General features: G+C 43.9%; 13 protein-coding genes and 1 pseudogene. 10 read left to right on the top strand and 4 right to left on the bottom strand.

Going from position 1 to position 21,375, the window contains the following annotated elements; genetic code table 11:
* From murB to E1160_RS13345, 10 genes and pseudogenes are all read left to right on the top strand, one after another.
* On the top strand, positions 1-951 hold the full coding sequence (gene murB / locus E1160_RS13390; protein ID WP_155156001.1) for a UDP-N-acetylmuramate dehydrogenase: 951 nt from the start codon (positions 1-3) through the stop codon (positions 949-951).
* A complete protein-coding gene (locus E1160_RS13385; protein ID WP_155155999.1) occupies positions 952-1,881 on the top strand; it encodes a D-alanine--D-alanine ligase in 930 nt (309 codons plus the stop codon). It begins immediately after the preceding gene.
* Positions 1,869-2,741: a cell division protein FtsQ/DivIB gene (locus E1160_RS13380; protein WP_155155997.1), complete on the top strand. Its 873-nt coding sequence runs from the start codon at positions 1,869-1,871 to the stop codon at positions 2,739-2,741. The genes E1160_RS13385 and E1160_RS13380 overlap by 13 nt, the downstream gene beginning before the upstream one ends.
* Positions 2,742-2,794: 53 nt before the next feature.
* Positions 2,795-4,033 (top strand): cell division protein FtsA, encoded by a 1,239-nt coding sequence (ftsA, locus tag E1160_RS13375; protein ID WP_218048894.1) that lies wholly within the window; start codon positions 2,795-2,797, stop codon positions 4,031-4,033.
* Positions 4,034-4,183: 150 nt separating this feature from the next.
* Positions 4,184-6,013, top strand: a complete 1,830-nt coding sequence (gene ftsZ, locus E1160_RS13370) for a cell division protein FtsZ (protein WP_155155995.1) — start codon at positions 4,184-4,186, stop codon at positions 6,011-6,013.
* A gap of 261 nt (positions 6,014-6,274) precedes the next feature.
* Positions 6,275-7,243 carry a UDP-3-O-acyl-N-acetylglucosamine deacetylase gene (gene lpxC / locus E1160_RS13365; protein WP_235914146.1) on the top strand — a complete coding sequence of 323 codons (969 nt, stop codon included), beginning with the start codon at positions 6,275-6,277 and terminating at the stop codon, positions 7,241-7,243.
* Positions 7,244-7,455: 212 nt separating this feature from the next.
* Entirely contained in the window at positions 7,456-8,265 is an 810-nt protein-coding gene (locus E1160_RS13360) for an outer membrane protein assembly factor BamD (protein ID WP_155155993.1), read from the top strand.
* A gap of 42 nt (positions 8,266-8,307) precedes the next feature.
* Entirely contained in the window at positions 8,308-9,975 is a 1,668-nt protein-coding gene (recN, locus tag E1160_RS13355; protein WP_155155991.1) for a DNA repair protein RecN, read from the top strand.
* Position 9,976: 1 nt separating this feature from the next.
* A pseudogene (ligA, locus tag E1160_RS13350) lies at positions 9,977-12,058 on the top strand (NAD-dependent DNA ligase LigA); the annotation flags it as partial.
* Between the two features lie 131 nt (positions 12,059-12,189).
* Positions 12,190-13,488 carry a S8 family serine peptidase gene (locus E1160_RS13345; protein WP_155155987.1) on the top strand — a complete coding sequence of 433 codons (1,299 nt, stop codon included), beginning with the start codon at positions 12,190-12,192 and terminating at the stop codon, positions 13,486-13,488.
* A 28-nt stretch (positions 13,489-13,516) separates the two neighbouring features.
* Here the strand turns inward: E1160_RS13345 and E1160_RS13340 are convergent, their stop codons facing one another.
* The 4 genes from E1160_RS13340 to E1160_RS13325 form a co-directional block, all read right to left on the bottom strand.
* On the bottom strand, positions 13,517-15,520 hold the full coding sequence (locus tag E1160_RS13340; RefSeq protein WP_235914145.1) for an aminopeptidase P family protein: 2,004 nt from the start codon (positions 15,518-15,520) through the stop codon (positions 13,517-13,519).
* A 357-nt stretch (positions 15,521-15,877) separates the two neighbouring features.
* Positions 15,878-16,771, bottom strand: coding sequence for a 50S ribosomal protein L11 methyltransferase (locus tag E1160_RS13335; RefSeq protein WP_155155985.1), 894 nt, complete (start codon positions 16,769-16,771; stop codon positions 15,878-15,880).
* A gap of 35 nt (positions 16,772-16,806) precedes the next feature.
* A complete protein-coding gene (locus tag E1160_RS13330) occupies positions 16,807-19,206 on the bottom strand; it encodes an ATP-dependent helicase (RefSeq protein WP_155155983.1) in 2,400 nt (799 codons plus the stop codon).
* 96 nt (positions 19,207-19,302) lie between these two features.
* Complete coding sequence (locus E1160_RS13325) at positions 19,303-21,171, bottom strand: chloride channel protein (protein WP_155155981.1); 1,869 nt, start codon at positions 21,169-21,171, stop codon at positions 19,303-19,305.
* Positions 21,172-21,375 lie beyond the last annotated feature (204 nt).

The raw sequence follows: 21,375 nt of genomic DNA, 5'->3' as shown, positions 1-21,375 counted from the left end.
ATGAGCGAAGCGCTAGAAACTCAAAACTCACTGTTAGATCGATTACCGAAAGTTCGGGGTCGCTACAGTGAGAATGCGCTTCTATCTCGTGTTACATGGTTTCAAGTCGGTGGGCCAGCGGATGTATTATACAAACCTGCGGACCTTGAAGACCTGCAAGACTTCCTTAGGAATAAACCTAAAGATATACCTGTAATCGTTCTTGGTGTTGGCTCAAATCTCTTAGTTCGTGACGGGGGCGTACGTGGTGTCGTTATACGCCTTGGCGGGGCTTTTGCTGATATTTCCGTAGAAGGAACAAGAATTACTGCAGGTGCAGCTGCACTTGATTTAAATGTGGCGAGAACAGCAGCTCGTGCCCATGTGGAAGGCCTTGAATTCTTAAGTGGCATTCCCGGCACAATTGGTGGGGCTTTACGCATGAATGCAGGTGCTTATGGTGGCGAAACCAAAGATATTCTGAAACGCGCTTGGGCAGTTACACCAGAGGGCGAATTAAAAGAATTAAACCTTTCTGATATGGGTTTCAGTTATAGAAAATCTGCAATTCCGTCTGATTGGATTTTTGTAAAAGCGGAATTTGAAGGTTGCTCTGGTCAAGAACAAGAAATTCGTGATCGCATGGAAGATATCCAGACAAAACGTGCTGAAACCCAGCCAATCAAAAGTCGCACAGGCGGTTCCACCTTCAAAAACCCAGAAGGCCATAGCAGTTGGAAGCTTATTGATGAAGCTGGTGGACGCGGTCTAACCATTGGTGGCGCACAAATGTCCAATCAACATTGTAACTTTATGATCAACACAGGCACAGCCACAGCAAAAGATTTAGAAAATCTTGGAGAAGAAGTTCGCCAATTGGTGAAGAATCATTCTAATGTCGAGCTCCAGTGGGAAATCAAACGAATTGGCGATAAAGAAGTAACTTCTTTCACCTCAGGAAAGGATGAGTAAATGACTGAAAATAAAAAACATGTCCTTGTCCTTATGGGAGGATGGTCCGCAGAACGTGAAGTGTCCCTAACGTCAGGTGAAGCTTGCGGTGAGGCATTAGAACAAGCAGGTTATCAAGTCACCTATCATGACCTACAACCCAATCTATCTGCATTGATTAACTTAATCGAAGCCGTAAAACCGGATGTGGTCTTTAATGCTTTACATGGGCGTTATGGTGAGGATGGTAACATCCAAGGCGTTCTGAACATCCTAAACGTGCCATATACCCATTCCGGTGTAAAAGCATCTTCGACTGCCATGGACAAACCCGCTTCATTAGAATTGTTTAAGTCTGTTGGTATTCCTGTTGCCAAAGGCAATGTAATTCCCGAGGCTCATATTGTGAGTGGAGACTGGCAGAGTAAAAACGAAATCCCACGCCCTTTTGTCGTTAAACCAGCTTGTGAAGGATCCAGTGTCGGCGTCTATATCGTTGGCGAGAATGAAGCTGCACCAGATCTAAGCGAATGGACATTTGGTGATGCACTCATTGAAGAATTTGTGGATGGCAAAGAATTAACCGTTGCCGTTATGGATGGCAAAGCGCTGACTGTTACAGAATTATGCCCACATGAAGGATTCTATTCTTATGAAGCAAAGTATACTGACGGCAAAACCACACATATTTGCCCAGCCGAAGTTGATAGTTCACTTGCTGACAGAATGAAAGAACACGCGGTTCAAGCGCATAACGTATTAGGTTGTCGTGGTGTAACACGTACTGATTTCCGTTATAATCCAGCAACAGATCAATTGATCGTTATGGAAATAAATACCCAACCGGGTATGACCGCCCTTTCCCTTGTTCCGGAACAAGCCAATGAAATGGGGACCGACTTCCCTGCACTGGTTAGCTGGATGGTGGAGGCAGCAGCATGCGATCCATAAAATCCACAAAAAAAACAACTGCTAAAAAAACAACATCTCGTAAGAAAGCTGCACCTCGTCGTAAAAAACAGGCAAGCTGGAAGAAGCCTGTCTTTATTGGTCTGACCGTCGCTACATTATTAGGTTTACCTGCTGGGGGAACAGCTTATCTCTGGTCTCAAGGCATTATTCAGGATCACATTGAACGCGTTGAAAAAGCAAGTTTACACGCCTCCATGCAAGCAGGCTTTGTTCTGGATGAAGTTTTCGTTCATGGGCGTAAAGAAACATCTGGCGCTGACATCCTTGCAGCTCTTGCCGTGGAGCGCGGACAAGCTTTAATCAACTTTGATCCAGAAGATGCGCGTAAACGCATAGAAGCTCTTGGATGGATTGAAAAAGCATCCGTTGAACGCAAACTACCCAATAATATTGTGATACGTCTTACAGAACGTATTCCCGTTGCAATTTGGCAATCTGGTGATCGATATGTATTGGTTGATAAATCTGGTGCCGAAATTAGCACAGGTGATGTTGGACGATATACCCACCTCAAAGTTCTAACAGGCGAAGATGCGCCACAGCATACATTAGATCTTCTTAGAATCATTGATCAGACGCCAGAACTTCAAAAACGTGTTATTGGCGCAGCCTGGGTTGGAGATCGTCGGTGGACATTGCATCTTGATAATAAAGTATCAGTGCGTTTACCTGCAGAAAACCCGCATCAAGCATGGCGTAAATTAGCTGTTATGATCCAAGATCATGATTTATTAAGCCGTGATATTGAGTTGATTGATCTAAGACAACCGGATCGCACGATAATCCGAATGACTGGATCAGGTGCGAAAAGGTTATTGGGCAGTGAAGAGAACGCCTGATTGATATCATTATTATAAACGTCGCAATCGTTTAAAAAAGAGTGGAGAGAACCTTGGCGGCAGAAAAGACAATCGCAGCTTTAGATATCGGCAGTTCAAAAATGTGCTGCTTTATCGCTGTGACTGAAAATAATGGACGTTTACGTGTCACAGGGATGAGCCACCAAGCAAGTGTCGGTGTCAAAAATGGCGCAATTGTTGATATGGAAGCTGCCTATAACTCCATTATGTCTGCAGTCCATTCAGCAGAACAAATTGCTGGTATGACAATTACTGATGTTGTGGTTAGTTTGGCAGGTGCCCGCCCTGAAAGCCATCTTTCTATGAAAGATATGTCAATCGGTGGCGGCGCCGTTCGTGATCAGGATGTCAAACGCCTGCTTCACGAAGCAAGAACACAAGGTCAATCCCGCGATCACGAGATGATCCACGCCATCCCGGTTGGCTTTATGGTAGATGATACAGCCAGCATCAAAGATCCACGCGGCATGCATGGTGAGAAACTTGCCGTTAAGATGCATCATGTAAATGTGCGAAATACCATTGTTCGTAATATTGCTCATAGTGTGAATAGATGTCATCTTGGTGTAAAAGATTTAGTGGCCGGTGCCTATGCAGCTGGCTTGTCTTGCTTAACAGAAGAAGAACGCGACCTTGGCACGCTTTTGATTGATTTCGGTGGTGGAACAACTTCCTTTGCCGTGTTTTATGAAGGCGCCCTGCTCCATACAGACTCAGTACCTGTAGGCGGTATTCATGTAACAAATGATATTGCCCGTGGCCTATCCACACCATTAGATGAAGCAGAAAAATTAAAATGCCGTCATGGATCTGCTATGCCAACCACAGATGATGATCGTGAGATTTTGGAAGTTCCCCATCTTGGAGAAAGCCATGATGTACCTAATACGATCCCAAGAAGCTATTTAGTATCAATTATTGCTCCACGTATTGAAGAAACACTTGAATTAGTTCGTGACCGACTGGAAGCATCAGGCGTAGCAGGTTATGCAGGCCCACAAGTTGCGATAACTGGCGGTGCCTGCCAATTGCCGGGCCTCGCAGAACTTGCCGCACGCATTTTAAACCGTCAGGTACGTGTTGCAAAACCCATTGGAATTACAGGATTAGCAGAAGCCACATCCGGCCCTGCTTTTTCCTGCGCAGCGGGATTATTATCTTATGCTGTCGACAACCGCGGGGATGCCCGCCACATTGAAAAAAGCAAAACCCGCGACTCCGGAGGAGTCCTTGACCGAATCGGACATTGGGTTAAAGAAACTTTTTTGTAAAAAATGGAATAAAGTCCTTTGCGATTCGCGCGAAGCACCTTATCCATAGAACTGGATGAATCGTGAATCGAACGAAGTATTCGTAAATATTCATGAAATAAATCCAAATAAAACTGGCAAGAGTAACACACACGCATCTAGGAGGCTCAAATGGCTTTGAAATTGACCACACCGCCGCCGATTACAGAACTTAAACCACGCATCGTGGTAGTCGGCGTTGGGGGCGCAGGCGGAAACGCCGTTAACAACATGATCCAGTCAAATCTGGAAGGTGTTGAATTTATCGTTGCAAATACTGATGCTCAGGCATTGGAATTTTCTTTGGCTGAACGCAAAGTTCAATTGGGAACAGAATTAACCCAAGGTCTTGGCGCAGGCGCACAACCACATGTTGGACGTGCAGCCGCTGAAGAAGCAATTGAAGAACTTATGAGCGACCTTGAAGGCGCTAACATGGTTTTCATTACCGCAGGCATGGGCGGTGGCACAGGCACAGGTGCCGCACCTGTTATTGCTGAGGCCGCACGCCGTTCCGGCATTCTGACTGTCGGTGTAGTAACAAAACCATTCCAGTTTGAAGGTTCCCGTCGCATGCGTCTTGCAGAAGATGGCATTGATGATCTTCAACAATATGTAGACACACTTATTATCATTCCGAACCAAAACTTATTCCGCGTTGCGAATGAAAAAACAACATTTGCAGATGCCTTCAATATGGCTGATGACGTGTTGTATTCCGGCGTACGCGGTGTGACCGATTTGATGGTAATGCCTGGTTTGATTAACCTAGACTTCTCTGACATCCGCACCGTTATGAGCGAGATGGGCAAAGCCATGATGGGCACAGGTGAAGCCGAAGGTGAAAACCGTGCTATCACAGCTGCCGAAGCCGCAATTTCCAACCCTTTATTGGAAGATGTTTCTATGGCCGGTGCACGTGGCATTTTGATCAATATCACAGGTGGTTCTGATATGACCCTGTTTGAAGTTGATGAAGCTGCAAACCGTATTCGCAACGAAGTTGATCCAGAAGCAAATATCATCTTTGGCTCCACATTCGATGAAAACTTGTCTGGTAAAATGCGTGTATCTGTTGTTGCAACAGGTATTGATGCAGAAGCGTCTGACATCACCTTACGCCCAACAATGCCAACTTATTCTGCACGTTCCACAACTGAACTTCCTTCCGAACCAGAAGTTAACGAAGAAGAAGTTGCAGCATCTGCAGCGGCAACAACAAATCCTTTAGAAGATGTATTGGGTCAGATTTCTTCTGAACCAGCACCTTCTGTAGAGGCACAAGAAACAACAGCTGCAGTTGATGCTGCAATCACCGAAGCTATCGGCGCTGTTACTGAAGATGTAACTGATGAGATTACAGCGGATGACTTAGCGACACAGGATGTCTTTCAACTAGATAGTGAAGACATGATTGTGGATGAAGATGAAGAGATTGACTTCCATGCAGAAGTTGAACCATCACAATCATCTGTATCTGCACCACTTGCAGAAGAAACACATATTGTGGAAGAAAAGCCAACACAGGCTGAAATGGCGCCTATCTTACGCCCTCTCCCGCAAGATGAAGCAAAAGAAACACGCCCTTTACGTCGTAACCCGATGACAGCGGCGCCTCGTGATAGCTTCATTCCGGGTGAACCTGCAAAGGCACATGATTTTTCTGCACGAGTCCAAGAGGCGGAAGATGACAATCTAGACCCTTTCGCTGAAGCTGCGATGGAGAATGCCGGTAAGGAACCTCTGAAAGCCGAGAAAGCAAAACCACGTGGTCGCTTGCGCAGCTTATTCTTCAAACAAGAAGAGCAGGCTGACATCTTAAGCCATCCGACGACCGCGGGCAGACCTCAACAGGCCACATCACAACCTGTACAGTCTGAAACAGAAGCAGGAAATGGCCTTTCCAAAGCAGAAGAAGAACTGTTGGAAATCCCTTCCTTCTTGCGACGCCAAGCAAATTAAGCTTAGCGACAACACCTCCTCTGTGTGAGGTTAAGCCAGTTTGAAAAGGAAGATGTAGCGATACATCTTCCTTTTTTATTTATATTCAACACCTTAATAAAATGATTGCACTGCAACAATTCGTAACAGTAAGTGATTTGTCTCTGGACAGAACACTTGTTAGAAAGGGATCATCAAAAAAGGGGATGTTTTCCCAAATGAGAAAAGAACCTAATCCGTTCATAATCTCATTATTAAAAAGAATATTGGAAGGCAGCAGACATGCTCGACGGAATGAACACTACAAATAATTCTGAAGCTGGTTTTGGTAACCGCAAATCTACATTGCGCTTAAACCAAACAACGCTAAAGAATACCATTCATTGTAATGGTGTTGGTCTTCATTCAGGCGCTGACATCACACTAACTATGAAACCTGCTGCTGCAAATTCCGGCGTTACCTTCATCCGTACAGACGTTGAAGAAGGTAAAGGCGAAATCAAAGCACGTTACGACCTCGTATCTGATACTCGTCTTTGTACAAAAATTACCAATGAATATGATGTATCTATTGGCACTGTTGAGCATTTAATGGCCGCAGTAGCAGGATGTGGCTTAGATAATGTTGATATTGAATTAGATGGCCCTGAAGTTCCTGTAATGGATGGCAGCTCTGAACCTTTCGTATTTCTTATTGAATGCGCGGGCTTGTTGGATCAACATACCGCACGTCAAGTGGTGGTGGTTAAGAAAGAAGTATCCGTAAAAATTGGTGACTCTGTTGCTTCGTTGAAACCAGCTGATGATTACACGATCAGTTTAGCGATCGATTTTGAAAACAAAGCGATTGGGAAGCAAGAAAAGTATATCAGTGTTTCTGCCGCAAGCTTTAAGAATGACATCTCCCGTGCACGCACATTTGGTTCTGTACAAGATGTTGAAATGTTACGCCAAATGGGTTTGGCACGCGGCGCAAGCTTAGACAATGCTGTCGGCCTTGATGGTGACCGTGTAATGAATGAAGAAGGCCTTCGTTTTGATGATGAATTTGTACGTCACAAAATTTTGGATTGCATTGGCGACCTATCTTTGGCTGGCGCAACATTGATGGGACAATTCATTGGCTATAAAGGCGGCCATGCATTGAATAACGCTCTATTGCGTGAACTATTCGCAGATGAAAGTAACTGGGAACTTGTAAATGCAGCTGAGTTCACTCCTGCCCCTGCATTGTTACAAGCAGCTGACTAAGCATCCCAATACAACTTTTAATAGTTATGAACCTGATCAAAGCTCATTGATCAGGTTTTATTTTACCTAAAATTATAAAAATATGGCCCCAGAGACTCCCAATCTTCAGAATCTGATAGTATCCTCTGCTAAATTTGCCTATATAGAAACTTCACTTCGAAAATATACACCAATGTAATTCTGTTGGTATCCAAGGATGAGATAAAAGATCAATGTGGGATTTGCCTCGTAAACTATTCCTCACCGTTGCTATGGTGACTAGCCTTTTACTTGCTGGTTGTGGAGGTTCTGAAGAAGAACCTTATGTAGAGCGGCCAGTTGAGGAACTATATAACGATGCGATGAACTTGTTAGCCGAAGGCGAATATAAACTTTCGATTTCCGCTTTTAACGAAGTTGATCGTCAGCATCCTTATTCTATTTGGGCAACAAAAGCTCAATTAATGACGGCTTATGTTTATTACTTGCGCGATGATTATGACGAATCCATTTTGGCTATTGATCGCTTCATTGAATTACATCCAGGTAACAAAGATACGCCTTATGCATATTATCTTCGCGCTATTGTATATTATGAGCAAATTGTAGATATTGACCGGGATCAGCGTATTACACTTTTAGCCATGCAAGCCTTACAAGACGTATTACGTCGCTATCCTGACACAGCATATGCCCGTGATACTAAATTGAAAATTGACCTTACACGGGATCATTTGGCGGGTAAAGAAATGGCGATTGGTCGTTATTATCTTGAACGTCGCGAATATGCTGCTGCGATCAATCGCTTTAAAAATGTGGTAAGAGATTACCAAACAACCACACATATTCAGGAAGCATTACATCGTCTCGTTGAATCATATCTATCCTTAGGTATCAACTACGAAGCAGAACAAGCTGCTTCGGTATTGGGACATAACTTCCCAGCCAGCAAATGGTATGAAAAAAGCTACGCTTTGGTACAAGGTATCAGCCCAGAGATTAACGAATCTTGGTATGAAGAAGTTTGGAATTGGGTATTTTAATCTGGATATAATCAAAGAAAGAGATAGAGAAGTCATAGAACCATGCTAACCGACCTTTCCATACGTGATGTGGTACTTATTGATAAGCTGGATCTTAGCTTTCATAAAAGCCTGTCTGTATTAACAGGTGAAACTGGTGCAGGTAAATCTATCTTACTCGACTCTCTTGGCCTAGCCCTCGGCGCAAGAGCGGAAGCACGCCTTGTGAGACATGGTTGCGAACAAGCCGTAGTAACTGCAAGTTTTGATCTACCCGATCTTCATCCTGCCTATAATATTATGGCTGAACATGGTATTGATTGTGACGGCCAACTAATCTTGCGTCGTATACTATCAGCCGATGGGCGCAGTCGTGCCTACGTTAATGATCAACCTGTTAGCGTTGGGCTTTTGAGACAATTAGGCGATACGTTGGTTGAAGTTCAGGGACAATTTGACCAACATGGACTTATGGATTCAACCACTCATATCGATGTGTTGGATAGTTTCGCGGCAACCTTACAAAAACGCCTTGATTGTGCGAGCGCCTATAGTGAATGGAAAAAAGCCTCTAAAGCATTAAAACAAGCACGGGAAGATGCAGAAAAAGCGCGTGAAGATGAGGCATATCTCCGTCACACTTTAGATGAGATGGAACGTTTCGCGCCGGTTGATGGAGAAGAAGAAGAATTAGATAAAGAACGTTCCTTCCTGCAAAATGCTGAAAAGCTAACAGATGCCATTCGTTCAGCTCTTGCTAGTCTGGACCATAAAGGCGGTGCAGATGACAAACTTCGTGATGCGCAAAAATCCTTGGATCGTATTGCAGATAAAGCTGAAGGCAAATTGGATGAAGCGATCGCAACATTGGATCGTGCTAATGCTGAGATGATGGAAGCGATTAATATCCTCAATCAAGTTGGACATGATGTCACGTCAAATGACATGCGCCTAAATGATGTGGAAGAACGTTTATTTGAGCTACGTGATCTTGCAAGAAAACATAATGTTCAACCGCATGAGTTACCATCAGTATTAGACCGGTTGCGCCAAAGCCTCGCCTTGATTGACGATACCGCGGATAACATGCAAGCCCTTGAAGAAAAGGTTGCAGCCTCAAAAGCGCGTTATCTTAAGATTGCAAATTTATTGACCGAAACAAGGGTGAAGAAAGCCGCGGAACTAAACGACGCTGTAAACAGCGAGCTACCGCCATTGAAATTGGAAAAAGCGCGTTTTGAAACAACCATCATTGAGCTGGAAGAAAAAGAATGGACTGCCTTTGGTAAGGATAAAGTTGCCTTTCAAATCGCAACTAATCCCGGCGCCCCTGCTGGTCCGTTAAACAAGGTAGCATCTGGTGGTGAGTTAAGCCGTTTTCTTTTAGCGTTGAAAGTTAGCTTGGCTGAAACCGGCGCGACACCCTCCCTTGTCTTCGATGAAGTTGATGCAGGTGTTGGTGGTGCAACAGCCGCAGCAATTGGTGAAAGACTTCATAAGCTTGCACAACGTGTTCAAATTCTAGTGGTGACCCATTCACCACAAGTGGCTGCACGTGGGTTAGCACATCTACAAGTCGCTAAATCCATGCGTGGCGAAGCTATGGTGACCGATGTATCACAGTTAACCGAAGACCAACGATTGGAAGAAGTTGCCCGAATGTTATCGGGTGCTGAGATAACCAACGAAGCGCGGGCAGCCGCGGCAAAATTACTGGAAAGCAATAAATAAAATGAGTGCATCTCCTTTCGCATCTGTGGCTGTTGAGGATTTATCTTCTGAACAGGCCAAACAGGAATTGCTATTTTTAGCACAAGAAATCTCCCTACATGATAAATTATATCATGGAAATGACGCCCCTGTTATTTCAGATGGGGAATATGATGCCCTACGTAAACGCAACGAAGCTGTTGAAAAGCAATTTCCAGAATTGATTTTAGAAAACAGCCCCTCCAAAAATGTTGGTGCAGCGCCCGTTTCCGGTTTTTCAAAAGTCACGCATGCTCGCCCAATGCTATCTTTGGGAAATGCTTTTGCAGATGAAGATGTTACTGATTTTTTAGACCGTGTACGTCGTTTCCTTGGCTTAACAGATAATGAACCTGTAGAAGTTATGGCAGAACCCAAAATTGATGGTTTGTCTGCGAGTCTTCGATATGAAAATCGTAAATTCGTCCAAGGAGCAACCCGCGGGGATGGAGCAGTTGGCGAAGATATTACCCAGAATCTTATGACTTTGGACGATATTCCCAAAACTTTACCTGATGATGCACCAGATGTGATTGAAATTCGTGGCGAAGTATACATGGCACGTGAAGATTTCTTCTCTCTCAACAAATCCCAAGAAGAAAAAGGTGAAAAAATATTCGCTAACCCACGTAATGCAGCAGCAGGTAGTCTGCGCCAGTTGGATAGTAAAATTACGGCTAGCCGCCCTTTGCGCTTTTTTGGCTATGCACTTGGGGATACGTCAGAACAAATCGCACCATCCGTTTCAGAAATGCGTGAACGTTTTCAAAGCTGGGGATTTCAGTTAAACGAGCCAGCAAAATTATGTCGTAATGAACAGGAGATACTGGATCATTATAAATTAATTGGTGAAACCCGTGCAGATCTTCCATTCGATATTGATGGGGTGGTTTACAAGGTAAATCGTGTCGACTGGCAGGATCGTCTTGGTATGGTTAGCCGCGCACCCCGTTGGGCAATCGCCCATAAGTTTCCGGCAGAACAAGCGGAAACCACATTACGTGAAATTACGATCCAAGTTGGACGTACGGGCGCCCTCACCCCTGTTGCAGAATTGGAACCCATTACGGTTGGTGGCGTGGTTGTAAGCCGTGCGACATTACATAATGAAGATGAATTGGGTCGCAAGGATATTCGTGTTGGAGATCATGTTATCATTCAACGTGCAGGGGATGTTATTCCGCAAGTTGTGCGAGTTAACCTTGAAAAACGTCCGGCAGATAGCGTTGTTTATGAATTCCCCCATACTTGTCCGGAATGCGGGTCACATGCAGAACGCCCAGAAGGTGAAGCTGTTCGTCGCTGCACGGGTGGCTTAATCTGTCCGGCACAAGTTGTTGAACGTCTAAAACATTTCATTTCCCGTGATGCTTTGGATATTGATGGTTTAGGTGCAAAAAATGTGGAAGCATTCTGGAAAGATGGCCTAATTAAATCACCTGCAGATATTTTTCGTTTGGAAGAAAAGAAGCAAGAACTTCGCGATCGTGAAGGCTGGGGTGCACAATCCGTCAAGAAACTCTTTGACGCCATAGCCAATCGGCAAGAAGTCGAACTCAACCGTTTTATCTATGGCTTGGGTATAAGACAAATTGGTCAGGCGACAGCAAAGCTATTAGCCAAGAACTATTTATCTCTCGAAAATCTGCGCAAAAACATTGAAATGGCCAAGGATGAAGAAAGTGATGCATTCACGAATCTGAAGAATATTGACCAAATTGGCCCATCGATGATTCAGGATTTAATAGATTTCTTTACCGATGATAATAATCAGGCTTTACTCGATGATCTAGCATCTCAAATTATTATCAAAGAATACGAAGTAAAAGAAACGTCATCCCCTGTTACTGGACAAACTGTTGTCTTCACAGGTACATTGGTGGAAATGACTAGAAGTGAAGCAAAAGCACGTGCTGAAGAATTAGGTGCAAAAGTATCTGGTTCTGTTTCGAAAAAGACCGATTATGTGGTGGTTGGTGCCGATGCAGGCTCAAAAGAAAAAAAAGCACGGGACCTTGGCTTAAATATCTTGTCAGAAGAAGAATGGATTGCTTTGATATCTGGAGCAACAAAAAATGAAAATACAAAAAGTACACTAGAAACAGAAAATAATAACGATATTGCTTCTAGTCAAAATTCTGAAGACCAAGGTCAGAAGGATTTATTTAGCGACTAATTTGAACGGGGGGAGGATAAATGGTTGAGATGCGATTTGGTTTAAGGCTTGGTTTTATATCCACATTTTTGTTAGGGCTGATTACCTATATAGGCCCTTCCAGCACATATGCCCAAAGCACTTCTTGCTGGACGATCATTACATATGACAGCGATGGTACCCCACAAAGCGGTAGAAACTGTGTTGACCCTGTTGAAGCTGAAACCGAAAAACAAGAATCTCAAACCAAAAGACGCCAGCAGAAAATAACTGAATCCGGTGAAATTATGATCGCCGATCCCCCTTTTGGCACAAAAACCAAACTACGTCAGATGGGATACGAAATATCTGGTAAACATCGTTTAAGCACCCTTGATATGGAAATCATTGTGGTGAAAACACCAGAAGATAAAAATCTTGCCGATGCTTTAAAAGAACTCATCGCGGCCTTCCCAAATTCTATCATTGATACAAATGATCTCATGGATTTATCTGCGAAGGCATCTGCAGAGGACCTAGAACTTCCCTATGATCGTAAGACCGTAGGCTGGGGGCTAGTAGACCCGCAATGCGGATTTGGTTTGAAAATTGGCATGGTCGATGGCGCGGTCGACGTAAAACATCCAGCCCTAAAAAATCAGCGACTTTCATATAAAAGCTTTATTAAGAAAGGCCGGAAAGCAGCAGCTTATGAACATGGCACTGCAGTTGCGATTATGTTGGTCGGCGAACCCGGTGTCGAAGACAACATTGGTGGTATCTTGCCTGGGGCCAAGCTCTATGCTGCAAACATTTTTGAAGAACGTGCAGGCATGGTTAAAGGTAATCTAGCTGCAATGCTTCGCTCCCTCGATTGGTTTGCACAAAACAAAGTCAAAGTTGTGAATATGTCTATCGCCGGGGGCATAAACAAAATCATGAAACTTGCCTTGAGGAAAATTGAAAAGAAAGGGATCATTATTGTTGCGGCAGCAGGCAATAATGGATCAAAGGCTGCCCCGGTTTGGCCAGCAGCGGACCCAAGCGTTCTTGCTATCACAGCCATAGATCATCGTCTTGGCGTATATAAATATGCAAACCAAGGAAAATATATCGATTTTGCTGCCCCTGGCGTTGGGATTAAAACCCTCACCCCACAAGGGCCAAAGTCTCAAACAGGGACTTCCTTCGCGACCCCTTATATCACAGGTATCGTTGCACTTCACTTACAGATGGGCTTCAAAGGTAATGTCGAAGAACTTCGTAAAAGCATGCAACGATATAGTAAGGATTTAGGGAAATCTGGTAAGGATAAAACCTATGGCTGGGGTTTGGTTCGTATCAAACCCAGTTGTAGCTAATATAAACCCCAACCAACATTGTTAGATTTTAAATTGGGTGTGTTGCTTCTTTTAACCAATCTTTAACATGTTCTTCATCTAGCTGAGGGCTTACTTTATCCCATACTTGCTGATGATATTCATTCAGCCACTCAACTTCTGGGCCGGATAGAAGTTCTTTATTCACAAGATCAAGATTAATTGGCGCAAAGGTTATCGTTTCAAAGCCTAGAAGTTTTTTCTTACCGTCTTCACTCATACCCTTTTCGACCACAATCACCAAATTTTCAATTCGAATACCGTATTCGCCATCTTTGTAATAGCCCGGCTCATTACTCAGAATCATACCCGGTAATAATGGTTGAGAGCCAGATGTGGCGATACGTTGTGGCCCTTCATGAACATTCAGATAACTCCCGACACCATGCCCTGTCCCGTGATCAAAATCTAATCCATATTGCCATAATGGTGCACGTGCTAATGTATCAAGACGCGCCCCAGTGATACCCTCAGGGAATTGAGCTAAGGCAATTGCGATATGACCTTTTAGGACCAAAGTAAACCGATCCTTCATTTCCTGTGTTGGTTCACCAACAGGCATGGTACGCGTAATATCGGTAGTTCCGTCTGGATATTGCGCACCAGAATCTACAAGCAATAAAGTCCCCTTCCCCGCGACCAGATTAGTTTTCTCTGTCACCCGATAATGGCAAATTGCACCGTTAGGGCCAGCACCAGAAATTGTATCAAAGCTGCTATCACGGAAAGTTGGGTCCATACGACGGAACTCTTCTAGCTTATATACTGCGTCTAGTTCTGTCATTGTGCCATCTTTAGAAGCATCAGGTAACCAGCTCAAAAAACGTGCAATTGCTGCACCATCTCGAATATGACATGCGCGCGTTCCCGTTAATTCCACCTCGTTTTTAACGGCACGTGGAATCAAGACAGGGTCAGCAGCTTGCTTTATTGTTGCCCCGCCTTTTTTCAAATTCTCGAATATGGCGGATGCTACAGTTGCCGGATCGGCTTGTACAGTTTGTCCTGACTGACCTAACTGCTGTAAAGAGTTTGAAAATTCAGAAATATCTTTAATCGTAACTTTATTACCAAGATGCTGGCGAGTTGAAGGCAACATTTTGCGTTCATCCACAAATAGATCAACGGTGCCATCTTTAAAAAGAACAGAAAAACTTAGAGGTAAAGGGCAATTTGCCACATCCTGTCCACGAATATTCAAAAGCCAAGCGATACAATCAGGCGCTGCAATTACTGCTGCATCAACGTCCTTACTATTTAAATCGTCACCAAGGCGTACTGTTTTACTTTCTGCTGTTTCTCCGGCCAACTCCACAGGATGTTGCTGAATAGCAGATAAAGGTGCTGCGGGTTGTTGGTCCCAAATTTCATCTACGAGGTTCATCTCAACACTTCGCAGCTCAAATCCACCTTTTTCAGCCGCACGTCGTAAAGCCTCGGCACTATTATGACTATGAATCCATGGATCAAAGGCAACAACATCGCCTTCTCCAAAATTTTCAACAAGCCAATCCGAATAAGGATCAGAAATTAAATGACGATACTCAAATAGCTCTGCAGACACTTGTTGAGTGACCTGAATGGTATAACGACCATCCACAAAAATTGCTGCTTTCTTGTGACCAACAATTGCCATCCCCGCAGATCCAGCAAAACCAGTTAGCCACCAAAGGCGATCTGCCTTTGTCGGTACATATTCACCTAGATATTCATCTGTACGTGGGACAAGAAATGCAGAAATGCCTTCCTGTTTCATTGCTTCGCGAAGCTGTGAAACACGGCTCGCTGGTGCCGGCCCATCAGTAAAACCAGCATCATTACTTTCTTCCAGTTCTTTTCGTGCAGTTTTTAGCATATTGGACAAAGCATCACTTCGATCCATTTGGATCATATCCAGCCAGCTTTCATCATATCCGTCAGGTGCAGCAATGACACCGCGTAAAATCTGTAGAATCTCAGATTCGTTCAATTTGCAGTCTAATTCATCAAATCCAGTCATGGCATTCAGGGACATTTTTATCTCCTACAGATACAAAATAAGCAAAGTATAATATACTAATTATTCACACTGGTTTTAGAATTTAATATTTAGTGTGCTGTAATAAAAGAGTTAATCAAAATTAATCGACATTTCAGTTTTTAGAACAGTTTAAAAAATTAATTTTTCGTTAACGATGGGGTATTGAACTACTCCATAATTTGAGACATATATAGCCTCATGAGTCGCCCTCCCAAGACATGCGGCTCTGTCCTTATAGGACAGCGGCCCGTTACGCACCTCCCCCCAGTAGCGGGTCGCATTTATATTCTGACAAAAGAAAACAGGTAGAGATCTTAATTTTCTACCTGCCTCATATCCAAAATTTTGCTATCACCATTTCCGCAACAATAAAGCTGACCATCCATCAATGCGATATCGCTTTTCTAGTGTCACATTCTGTTGGCGATAGGCACGTAATACGGCTGTTTCCTGACTATTTAACAAACCTGAAAGAATAATATATCCGCCTGTCTCAACACGGGACGCTAAGTCCTTAGACATTTTACGAAGAGGATTTGCCAAGATATTAGCTACAATCAGGTCATATGGGGCTCTATCTGAAAGCGCACGCTGGCGGAAACCTGCTGATGTCACTGCGGTTACATAATCCTGTAACTGGTTAAGGCGCGCATTATAATTGGTCACACGCACTGCTTCCGGATCAATATCACTGGCAAATACAGGAATACGCCAAGCTTTGGCCATTCCCATCGCCAAAATGCCAGTACCGCATCCCAGATCCAATGGATTTTCAGGTTTAAAATATTTACTTAAGTCACTAATAGCCATTAAACAGCCCTTAGTGGTTGCATGTTCACCTGTACCAAATGCAGTCGCAGCATCAATTTTAAGAGGCCAGCTACCTGATGGTACAATGCCTTCGTAAACAGAAGGATAAATAAAGAAACGCCCAGCTTCAATTTCGTTAAAACTTTTCTGATTCTCTGCAACCCAGTCTTTATCCGGCAATGGTAAGCACGTGAAATCAGGTTCTTTTACGCCTGCCTGAATACTTGCCAAAGCGATCGTTGATACAAGAGAGTCGTGATCTGGTAATCCATCAATATACCCCTCATAACGCCAAGGTCCGATATCTGGAAGGACTTCAAATGCAGCAGCAGCAAATACGAAACTTTCTAACGCAGTTGCAAAAATCTCGGCGGCATCTTCTGTATCAACAAAAAGTTCCAACTTATAAATTGGCTGCGAGGCAATCGCCGTCATACCCGATCTCCTTAGGTTATATTTTTATTTTATTGCTACGGTTGCTCTACAAATGCAGCTACGACTTTCTTAACACCCGCATGATCAAACTCAATAGATAAATGATCACCATCTACAGCTTTGACATTTCCCATACCAAATTTTTGATGGAAAACGCGGTCTCCTTCTTTATATCCATGTCCAGACTTCGACGAAGCAGTTTTCTTTCCTTGCCCCTTATATCTAGAGGCAGCTGTCGTGAATTGTCGGCCTTGAGAAACCTGTTGGGCTTGCATCCGCTGCCAACCTGGTCCACCGGGACGCGGTGTTGAATAATTATCAAAGGAGGATCCACCACCATATCCATCAAAGCTGAATTGGGATCGGTCTTCTGCGCGGCCACCACCAGAACCGGAATATAAACCACGATCTACATCCACATTTAAATGTTCCTGCGGCAATTCATCTATGAACCGAGATGGAATGGCAGATTGCCATTGTCCATGGATACGACGGTTGGCTGCAAACATGATATGTAAGATTTTACGCGCACGCGTAATTCCCACATAAGCCAATCGACGTTCTTCCTCCAAACCCGCTAAACCATTTTCATCCATAGTACGCTGACTTGGAAACAATCCTTCTTCCCAGCCGGGTAAGAACACAACATCAAATTCCAAACCTTTTGCAGCATGCAAGGTCATCAGGCTGACTTTTTCATCATTCTCCCCTGATTTTTCTTCATTTTCCATCACAAGGGCAACATGTTCGAGATATTCCGCTAGGTTTTCAAAATCATCTAACGCAACTATCATCTCTTTCAAGTTTTCAAGCTTACCCGGTGCTTCCGGCTTCTTGGATTGCTTCCAAAAATCTGTATACCCAGACTCATCAAGTATCGTTTCCGTTAACTCAATATGATCAACACCAGCAGCTAGACTGCTCCATCGATTAAAATCATCCAGAATCTTGCCCAAGGCACGGCGACCCGCAGGCTTTAGCTCGTCTGTTTCCAGTAATCGTAATCCAGCACGGTATAAGGAAATATTTTCCAAACGTGATACTTGATGCATGGCTTGTAAGGTTGTTTTACCAATGCCCCGTGCAGGTTTGTTAATAATGCGTTCCAACGCCAAATCATCATTAGGTTGGTGGACCACACGTAAATAAGCCAATGCATCACGAATTTCTTCGCGTTCATAGAAACGCGCACCACCGATCACACGATAAGGAATACCCAATGTAATCAAGCGTTCCTCGAACTCACGGGTTTGGAAGCCGGCACGGACCAACACAGCCATTTCATTTAAGGAAAAGCCTTTACGTTGTTGATTCTCTATTTCATCGCATACATTGCGGGCTTCTTCTTCACCATCCCAGACCCCATGAATAGATACTTTCTCCCCACCTTCTTCGTCGGTATAGAGAGTTTTACCTAGACGCCCTTCATTTTGTTGGATGATACCTGCCGCAGCCCCAAGAATGTGATTGGTGGATCGATAATTACGCTCCAACCGCACAACTGTTGCCCCGGGAAAATCTTTCTCAAATTTTAGGATATTACCAACTTCGGCGCCACGCCATCCATAAATAGATTGGTCATCATCCCCCACACAGCAAATATTCTTGTTTTTCTGTGCCAATAAGCGAAGCCACAAATACTGACTTACGTTGGTGTCCTGATACTCATCCACCAAAATATATTGAAACAGATTTTGAAAACGCTCCAAAATCTCCGGGTTCTCGGTAAATAATGTCAGACAATGTAAAAGCAAATCGCCGAAATCTGCCGCATTTAAGGTCTTTAGACGCTCTTGATATTGTCGGTAAATCTCAACAGCTTTACCATTCGCAATATCCCCAGCTTCGCCACGACCAACTTTATCCGGTGTCCACCCTTTATCTTTCCAGCGTTGGATAACATGAATGAGCATGCGTGCTGGCCAACGTTTCTCATCCACATGTTCTGCTGTTAAAATCTGTTTCAACAAACGGATTTGATCATCTGTATCTAAAATGGTGAAATTACTTTCAAGCCCCACCATTTCCGCATGACGACGCAACATCTTTGTTGCTAGTGCATGGAATGTGCCAAGCCACATGCCTTCAGCAGAAGGACCGACAAGTTGAGTTACACGTTCCTTCATCTCCTTAGCGGCCTTATTAGTAAAGGTTACGACTAACATCTGATAAGGACGTGCCCGTTGCGTATGAAGGATATTTGCCAAACGCGTGGTCAAGACACGTGTTTTACCAGTTCCTGCACCTGCAAGAACCAAAACAGGACCATCCATCGCATCAACGGCTGTGCGCTGTGCATCATTTAATCCATCCAACCAAGCAGGAGGTGGAGCCTCAACCGCAAAACGGGAAGTTGGCGGAGGTGGTGCGGGACGTCCAGCTACGGAAGGGAAGCCAAGATCGTCTTCATCATCGAAATCAAGTGGATCAGACATAGGCTGAATATACTTGCCTGCCCCAAAACTTCCAGCATGAAATCCAGCTATATTGACTCTTTTTGAAATATTTTAATGTAGATGAGGAATTGATCCCTAAGATCGGTAATTTTTCCTATGCGTATCACGTGCATCCAGCACCGCATGATGGTATTCAGCCATCACATGACGCTCATGTAATACACCAATCAGTTTGCCTGATTCTTTACTATCGACCACGGCGACATGTTCTTCACCGCAACCTTCCATAAAGCTAATTGCTTGTTCCAAATCGCGATCTTCGGTTATGGCAGGTGGTTTTTTACGTGCGACGACCTGTGCATTCCACTCCATGTCGTGACATTTATCAAAGGCACCTTCTGCCAAATTCTGAAGCATAATCGTCCCACGTAAGACTCCATTCTCATCAACCATAAATAATTCACCATATGGGCATGCTTGAAGTTTCTCTCGAATTTCCTGCATTCCTGCATCAGGTTGAATAGTAATGAAATCGTCCCTCATGACTTCTTTAACACGTTTATTCCTCAGCAATGTACTTTCACGCCCACCGGACACATTGATCCCTCGTTGCATTAATTGCCAAGAGAAGAAACTATGACCGAAGACTTGCACCATAATCTGTGAGGCAATCACAGTAGAAATCATCACAGCCACCGTTAAGGCATAATCCCCTGTTAGTTCAAAGATCATAAGAATTGTCGACATTGGCGCTCCTAATACGGCTCCTGCGACAGCTCCCATGCCAACAATTGTATAGGCGCCATGACCAGAAGAAAGATCTGGAAAAATTTCTGTGGCAATCAATCCAAAAGCCCCACCGACCATAGCGCCAAGGAACAATGACGGTGAGAAAATACCACCACCAAAACCGGATCCAAGGGTGATGGATGTGGCTGTAGTTTTAACCACAATCAAAACCAATAGCATTGATAATGTTAACTCTTCTCTTAGTGCTTGGTCAGTTGTTTCATAACCAACCCCTAATACTTGCGGAAAAGCTAAAGCAATAATACCAATAGCAAAGCCCCCTGCCATAGGACGCGTCCATCGGGGAATTGGGAAACGTGCCATAATCGATTGAGCTACACCAATCGACCAAACCAAGGAAATCGCCATTATTGCGGATACCAAGCCTAATAAGGCAAAAGCAGGAAATTCCAGCATAGAAGCGATGGCATGTTCAGGAATGACGAAGGCTGTCATATCACCATAATAAGCACGATGAATTAAAGTACCTGAAACAGCCGAGATCACGACAGGGGTAATACTTGATAAAGCATAATTACCCGTCACGACCTCCATCGCAAAGAAAATACCCGCAAATGGCGCATTAAAAGAAGCAGCAACACCGCTTGCCACACCACATCCAAGCAATGTGCGCCCCAACGGTCGTCCCAAATGTAAGCGGCGAGAAAAATTATCTGCCAACATTGCTGCAAAATGGACAACAGGTCCTTCTCGACCGGCTGAACCACCGCACCCTAACGTAACGGCATTGACAAAAAACGTACTTAAACCTCGGCGAATAGACATACGACCGCCATGTAATGCAGTTACTTCGATAACATCCGCCACACCATAGGCACGTCTTTCCGGGATCATATACTTAACGAATAGACCCACAATTGCACCACCAATCGTTGGTGCTAAAAGAATATGCCACCAAGGCAGATTCATCATCCAGTCATTCACCACTTCACTTTTGATACCGTAGAAAAGGTATTGAATAGAATCAATGGCTTCACGAAAAGCAATAGCTGCGCCTCCACCAAGAAAACCGACAAAAATCGCAAGGAATCCGATAATGATCATTTCATGTTGAGAGGCTTCACGAAGATAAAACAACCAATCCAGAATTGTTTTCCTTCGCCAAAAAGATGTGCTTTCCACCTTATCTGTCTTTTTCGATTCTGTCTTCTCTTTAGGAGATTCTTGATTTGGTGTCGGTGTCTGCGAAGACATGGGACTTCAACCATTTGTGATGGGGTTATTATTCTTACTTTTCTTATTATGAAAGTTTTTCACTCAAAAGGCCAGAAAATTGTGCTGAAACAATCAATTACCCCTTCTATAACAGAGATTAAATTAACAAAAACTTGCCACCATCGCAGGAGTGTTCCTAAAATATTAAAATTATTTAATCATTTGAATCTTGAGTCCTTTAGA

The sequence above is a fragment of the Curvivirga aplysinae genome (genome assembly GCF_009711445.1).
Taxonomy (GTDB): domain Bacteria; phylum Pseudomonadota; class Alphaproteobacteria; order UBA8366; family Aestuariispiraceae; genus Curvivirga; species Curvivirga aplysinae.
Note: the sequence above shows the minus strand (reverse complement) of the source record. Positions and strands in the feature narration are given on the sequence as shown.